This is a genomic window from Blastomonas sp., assembly GCF_041747255.1.
Lineage (GTDB): Bacteria > Pseudomonadota > Alphaproteobacteria > Sphingomonadales > Sphingomonadaceae > Blastomonas.
Map to the genome: position 1 here is coordinate 1 of NZ_JBGTFM010000065.1, position 6,378 is coordinate 6,378.

At 61.4% G+C, this 6,378-nt stretch carries 4 protein-coding genes and 1 pseudogene; 1 reads left to right on the plus strand and 4 read right to left on the minus strand.

Annotation, left to right across the window (positions count from 1 at the left end; genetic code table 11):
• Positions 1–114: 114 nt before the first annotated feature.
• The 3 genes from ACEW8G_RS02365 to ACEW8G_RS02375 form a co-directional block, all read right to left on the minus strand.
• Positions 115–579: a peroxiredoxin gene (locus ACEW8G_RS02365; RefSeq protein ID WP_373486843.1), complete on the minus strand. Its 465-nt coding sequence runs from the start codon at positions 577–579 to the stop codon at positions 115–117.
• Positions 580–599: 20 nt separating this feature from the next.
• A complete protein-coding gene (gene glnE / locus ACEW8G_RS02370) occupies positions 600–3,311 on the minus strand; it encodes a bifunctional [glutamate--ammonia ligase]-adenylyl-L-tyrosine phosphorylase/[glutamate--ammonia-ligase] adenylyltransferase (RefSeq protein WP_373486844.1) in 2,712 nt (903 codons plus the stop codon).
• An 82-nt stretch (positions 3,312–3,393) separates the two neighbouring features.
• On the minus strand, positions 3,394–4,038 hold the full coding sequence (locus ACEW8G_RS02375; protein WP_373486845.1) for a sigma-70 family RNA polymerase sigma factor: 645 nt from the start codon (positions 4,036–4,038) through the stop codon (positions 3,394–3,396).
• 233 nt (positions 4,039–4,271) lie between these two features.
• Here ACEW8G_RS02375 and ACEW8G_RS02380 point away from each other — a divergent pair, with 233 nt between their 5' ends.
• Complete coding sequence (locus ACEW8G_RS02380) at positions 4,272–5,963, plus strand: M28 family metallopeptidase (RefSeq protein ID WP_373486846.1); 1,692 nt, start codon at positions 4,272–4,274, stop codon at positions 5,961–5,963.
• A 56-nt stretch (positions 5,964–6,019) separates the two neighbouring features.
• Here the strand turns inward: ACEW8G_RS02380 and ACEW8G_RS02385 are convergent.
• Positions 6,020–6,378: pseudogene (locus ACEW8G_RS02385) on the minus strand (hypothetical protein); the annotation flags it as partial.

Below are 6,378 nucleotides of genomic sequence, written 5' to 3' on the forward strand. Positions count from 1 at the left end.
AAGCCGCCAGTCGCGCGCCACGCGGCGCGCCGCCATCACCTTGGCCTTGGGCTCCGCGGCAAGCAGGACCGAGCGGCAGGCCTCGCCGAGCGTTTCCTGGCCGGAGGGCAAGGCTCAAAGCGCCTTTGCGGCGTCCAGCACTTCTGCTGCGTGGCCCGCGACCTTCATCTTGCGCCAAACCCGCGCAACCTTGCCATCCTTGCCGACCAGAAAGGTCGAGCGCTCCATCCCCATATATTTCTTGCCGTACATCGACTTTTCCACCCACACGCCCATCGCTTCGGCGAGGCCATCGGTCTCGCTATCGCTCGCCAACGGCACAGTCAGTCCGTATTTTTCAGTGAATTTAACGTGCTTTTTGGGTGGGTCCTTCGAAACGCCCAGCACGGCGACGCCAGCGGCATCGAACTCGGCGATCAATGCGCTGAACTCTTGCGCCTGCTTGGTACAGCCGGTGGTGTCGTCCTTGGGGTAGAAATACAGCACCCAAACCTGGTCCGCAAAGTCCGCAGCGCTCACCGGGCTGTCATCGGGACGGGTCAGGGCAACGGGAGGTATAGTATCGCCGATATCGGTCATAATGGCTCCTTCAGGGGTGACTAAAACTCGCGCGGGGCACCGAACACCGAAGCCCAGGCATGGTTCACGCATTGCCGCGCCTGATCGAACACCGCAAGCAGCTCATGCCATTCCCCGCAGCCGCATGCGCGCGCGATCAGGGCGCGGCTGGCTGCATGCGGCTCGCTGCAATCGGGGGCAATAAGGCGAAGGCTAACGAGCAGGCAGGTCAGCAGATCATGCGCATCGCCCAACGCCGGATCGACATACCCTGCGTCCGCAAGCAAGCGCACCGCCTTGCCCAGATCAGGATCGAACGCCGTGTGATGCAGCAGCTGCAGCGTATGGACGATGAACTCAAGATCGACGAGCCCGCCGGGCAGCAACTTGGCATCGAGCACCCCCAGCGGCGGTTTATGCGCCGCAATGTCGGAGCGCATCTTCAGCGCGTCTGCAATCAGCGTGTCTGGCTCCCTCTGCCGGTGCAAAGCATCATTGATGATCCCGGCGAGCTGCGCTCGCGCCGTGTTCGACCCATAAACCGGTCGCGCACGGCACAGCGCCATATGTTCCCATGTCCACGCGGGTCCCATCTGATATTCGGCAAAGCTGGCAAACGAGACCGCGAGCAGCCCTTGTGCGCCATTGGGACGCAGCCTCGTATCCACCTCATACAATGCCCCGGCCGCCGTCGGTACGCTCAGCGCCGCGATGATCCGCTGCGCCAGCCGATTGTAATATTGGGTGCTGCCAAGGGGCCGTGCGCCATCCGATTCCATGCCGATCTCGCCGCTGAACAGGAAAATCAGGTCGAGATCAGACGCATGGGTGAGCGCGCCGCCTCCCAGCCGCCCCAGCGCAAGTATCACCGGCTCGCTGTCGGCAATCCGCCCATGGACTTTCGTAAATTCGGCGATCGCGCAGTCGGCCAGCCGCACAATCGCGGCTTCGGCAACCCGCGCATAGCCCGCGGCTATCGCCAGCGGATCGTGCCGCCCTTCGATCAGCTGCACCCCCAGCGCAAAACGCGCCTCGCCGACGCGGACCCGCACCATATCCAGCCGACGCTGATAATCCTCTCCCGCCTCCTCGCGCGCAAACTTGGCGATCAGCTGATCGACATCACCCGCCAGATCATAGGCGGAGGCGTCAATCAGCCCGTCGAGCAGATCACCACGCTGCGCCAGTGCCTCGGCGAGCACCGGCGCGTGGCTGAGGATATCGACGACCGTCTGCATCAGGCCTGGGCGGGCTTCTAGCAGGCGAAATATGTTGACCGTGCTCGGCAGGTTGCGCAGCAGATCATCGAAGCGATTGAGCGCTGCGACATGGTCCGGTGCGTCGGACAATGCTGTGAGCACTGATGGCAGCACCGCCTCAAATGCCTTGCGACCGGCAGCTGTCCGCAGCGCTCGCGCCGAGCCGTTGCGCCAGCCCATCACCCGCGCGGCCAGCGCCTGCGGATCGTCAAAACCGATAGCAGCAAGATTGTCAGCCAGCAGTTCAGGATCACTGCTCAACGTCACTGGCACGATCTCGCCGCCGCCGCGCTGCGAGACCACCAGCGCATCATAAACCCGGCCAACATCGTCGGTGACCGGGCGCAGAAATTCGATCAGCGCCGCGCCATCATCCAGCCCATGCAACCGCGCCACATTGCTCAATGCTGCGGCATCTTTGGGCAGGCTGTGGGTCTGCTGGTCATCAACCATCTGCAGCCGGTGCTCGATGGTGCGCAGGGACCGATAGTGCTGCGCCAGCATTACCGCCTCATCCGCTGGCACGATCCCGGCATTGGCAAGCGCATCGAGCGCCGCCAGCGTTGCCCGCGAGCGCAGAGCGGGATTACGCCCACCGTGGATCAGCTGCTGTGCCTGGGTGAAAAACTCAACCTCGCGGATGCCGCCGCGCCCGCGTTTGAGGTCAAATCCGGGGCCGAGTTGCTGGCCCTTGTCATAATGGTCGCGGATTTGCCGGGTGAGCGCGGCAATCTCGTCGATCGTGCCGAAATCGAGCGAGCGTCGCCAGATGAATGGGCGGAGCGACTCCATAAAATAGTCGCCAAGTGCTCTGTCGCCAGCCGACGCGCGGGCACGGATAAACGCCGCCTGTTCCCATGTCAGGGCCTGCGATTCATAATGGGAAATGGCAGCATCTACCGGGATCGCCAGTGGCGTTACTTCGGCCGCGGGCCTGAGCCGCAGGTCCATGCGAAAAACATAGCCGTAACCGTCGCGCTCACTCATCAAATCGATCAGTTGTCGCGCGATCCGCTGCGCCGCATCAGACGGTTCTTCACGTCCACGCACCGGAAGGGTAGCGGGGTCGTAGAGGAAAATCGGGTCGATGTCCGACGAATAGTTGAGCTCCTGCCCGCCGTGCTTGCCCAGCGAAATCACCGCAAAACCTTGCGGCGTCTGATCGGGCGTTCGTCGCGCAAAAATATCAGCAAGCGAGGCGTCCAGCGCGCGGTCCGCGAAGTCAGACAGGTGACGCATGACCTGTTCGACGCTGAGCAGTCCTGCCAGATCACCCGCTGCCAGCACCATCGACAGTGCATTTTTTTGAATGCGCAGCGACTGTGATACAGGGATGTCGGTGGGCGAGTCGCTGCATGCCGCCAATGCTGCCTCGAACTCTCCCTGCTCCAGCATCACCAGCAGATCGGGCCGCTTGTCGATCGCCGTGGCCAGAAACGGCGCGTGATCGCGCATCCGGGAGAGGGCTTCGAGCAGTGCTGTTCGCGCATCCATGCCGCTTTGCTAGCCAGCAAGCTGTCCAAGCGCAACGCGCAAGAGTGTGTGATATTGGATCAGTCCGACGGCGATGCCAAACTTATGTGCCGTTGCCCCTGTTACCGGGCAGTCCGCCACTCAATGTGTCGACGTCGGCCATGATCGCCCCCATGGGATCGGCAAGCCGCACGCCCTGTTCATCACCGTAAACCGCATCATCGACCAGCGCAGCGAGTGCCGCGCGACCTCGCGCCACCCGGCTTTTGATGGTGCCAAGCGCCACCGCACAAATGTCTGCCGCTTCTTCATAGGAAAAGCCGCCTGCGCCAACCAAGATCAGGGCTTCCCGCTGGGCTTCCGGCAGCTGCATCAGCGCGCGCTGAACATCGGCGAGATGCAGCTGGTCGCCCTGGCCTGCCGGGACCGAAAGGATGCGATCGGCAACGACATCGTCCCATTCGCTGGTGAACCGTGACCGCCGCCGCTGCGACAAAAAGGAATTGCGCAGGATGATGAATGTCCACGCGCGCATGTTGGTGCCTGCAGAAAACCGCTCGCGTGCGGCCCATGCCTTGAGCATCGTATCCTGGACAAGATCATCTGCAACATCGCGGTTTCCGCTTAACGAACGCCCATAGGCGCGAAGGTGCGGGATCAAGGCAGCAAGTTGTTCCTTGAAATCGCGGTCATTCAGCGGGCTGTGCGATGCATCCGAATTCTGTTCTGGCGACGGTTCAACTGCCATGAAAGCTGGTCCTGGCCCCTTAAACATGTGTGATACCCGGATTCGCTGTCCGTTGGGTTGGCGCATCTCCAGCAACGTTGATTTGGGTTAATTTTGCAACGGTCGATAGGGACATTGGTTGCACGACACAAGCCCAGCCCCCTGCTGTCATGATCCAGCGCGCTTGCCTCATCAAAGCCAAGCTGGCAGATGACCGGTGATCGTTGCTCGAACTCTCCAAAGGATATTTGGTCATGCGTTTGTCACCCCTGCTTGTGCTCGCCCCGCTGGGTCTGCTCGGCCTTGCCGCCTGCCAGACCGAAAGCGGACCATCAGCAGGGCGAGCAGCAGGTCTTGATATTCCAGAGGTCGAAGCGGTGGACATAGCCGAAGCTACGATCAAGGACTTGACCCAGATGCTGTCGGACGACAGTTTTGAAGGCCGGGCGCCCGGCTCCATTGGCGAGGAAAAGACCATCGCACTGCTGACAGAGCGCTTTGCCGCAGCAGGTCTTAAGCCCGGCAATGGTGACAGTTGGCTGCAGAATGTACCGTTGGTCGGCATCGAAGCGAACAAGGTCAGCCCGCTGACGATCAGCGGCGGCAAGACACCGCTGGCATTCAACTATGGCAGCGAGATGGTGATCGGAACCTATCGCGAAACCGAGACAATCGAGATTATCGATAGCGACGTCGTCTTTGTCGGATTCGGCATCAACGCGCCTGAAAAGGGCTGGAACGATTATGCCGGGCTCGATGTGAAGGGCAAGACGGTGGTCATTCTGGTCAACGATCCGGATTATGCGAGCGTAGACCTGACCGGCGATTTTGGCGGCAAAGCGATGACCTATTATGGCCGCTGGACCTATAAATATGAAGAAGCTGCGCGACAGGGCGCAGCTGCCGCGCTGATCGTGCATGAGGATTTCCCCGCTGCTTACGGCTGGGGCGTGGTTGAATCGAGCTGGACCGGCCCGCAGTTCTTCGCGCAGAGCAAGGACAGAGGCGCGCGCCAGACGATGGCCAACGGATGGATCCAGAAGGGCGTGGCTGAACAGCTGCTCGCCAGCGCAGGGCAGGATTTTGCGCAACTGAGCAAGGCTGCGAAGCAGAAGGGCTTCAAGCCAGTGCCGTTGGGACTTAAAGCGTCAGTCTCGTTTGCCAACAGCATCACCACCACCCGGTCGAACAACATCATCGGCATTCTGCCCGGTGCCAAGCGCCCGGACGAATATGTGCTATACACCGCGCATTGGGATCATCTGGGCCGCTGCAAGCCAGCGCCTGATGGGGATGACATCTGCAACGGCGCGGTTGACAACGCGACCGGCACCGCCGCGCTGGTCGCGCTGGCCGAAGCCTTCGCCAAGGCGGGCGCACCCGATCGGAGCATCGTTTTCCTAGCTGTCACGGCAGAGGAATCAGGGCTGCTCGGATCGAAATATTATGCTGAAAACCCCGTCTACCCGCTGAAACAAACCGTTGGCGGCATCAACATGGATGCTTTCCTGATGGCAGGCCCGGCAAAAGATGTAACTGTTATCGGCAAGGGCAAATCGCAGCTCGATAACTTTCTGTCCGCCGCGCTAAAGTCAGTGGACCGCGTCGCCACCGCTGACAGCAGCCCGCAGAACGGCTATTATTACCGTTCTGACCATTTCAGCCTCGCCAAGCTTGGCGTGCCGATGCTGTATATCAACGGTGGGGAAGACCTGATTAACGGCGGCGTCGCTGCGGGTGCGGCTGTATCGAAAGACTATACCGAAAATCGCTATCACGGACCCAAGGACGAATTCAATCCGGCCTGGGACTGGTCAGGGGTGATGGCTGACCTTGCGCTATACTATCGCATCGGCCGCAGCATGGCGATGTCGACCAGTTGGCCCAACTGGGTAGACGGCGACGAGTTCAGGGCGGTGCGGGATGAGAGCCGAATGGGCAGCTGAGCGCCGCTCCTAACTCAGTGGCAAGCTCAGTTAGTGCGTAAAGCTTCGCTTCAAAATCACGGTTTGTTAGGGTCGGCCTGGATGTAGCGGCCCAGTGACGGATCGAAGTCGCGGTAGCGGTTGTAATAGAACGCTGCACCGGGGATGATTTGCGCGCCCAGCCACTGGCCGGGGAAGCCGATGGCAGCATAGCCATAAGGGGAGATCGCAGCACCTGCGGCATCGGTGGTGAGCACAGGGGTACCCAGATGGTTGCCGTGCGTCCACGCGATCTGGCTGGTGCCGCCGCCTGCGCCGATCGCGACGGCCAGCGGCATATAGCCGCCGGCGCCATCATCGCCGCCAAACGGGCCGCTTGCGCCGACCTGCGGCAACAGCCAGATATATTCCGCCTTGAGATCGGCTGCTCCGCCCG

Coding starts and splice junctions, on each gene's coding strand:
- ACEW8G_RS02365 (WP_373486843.1), bottom strand. CDS start 579: ATGACCGATATCGGCGATACTATACCTCCCGTTGCCCTGACCCGTCCC.
- glnE (WP_373486844.1), bottom strand. CDS start 3,311: ATGGATGCGCGAACAGCACTGCTCGAAGCCCTCTCCCGGATGCGCGAT.
- ACEW8G_RS02375 (WP_373486845.1), bottom strand. CDS start 4,038: ATGGCAGTTGAACCGTCGCCAGAACAGAATTCGGATGCATCGCACAGC.
- ACEW8G_RS02380 (WP_373486846.1), top strand. CDS start 4,272: ATGCGTTTGTCACCCCTGCTTGTGCTCGCCCCGCTGGGTCTGCTCGGC.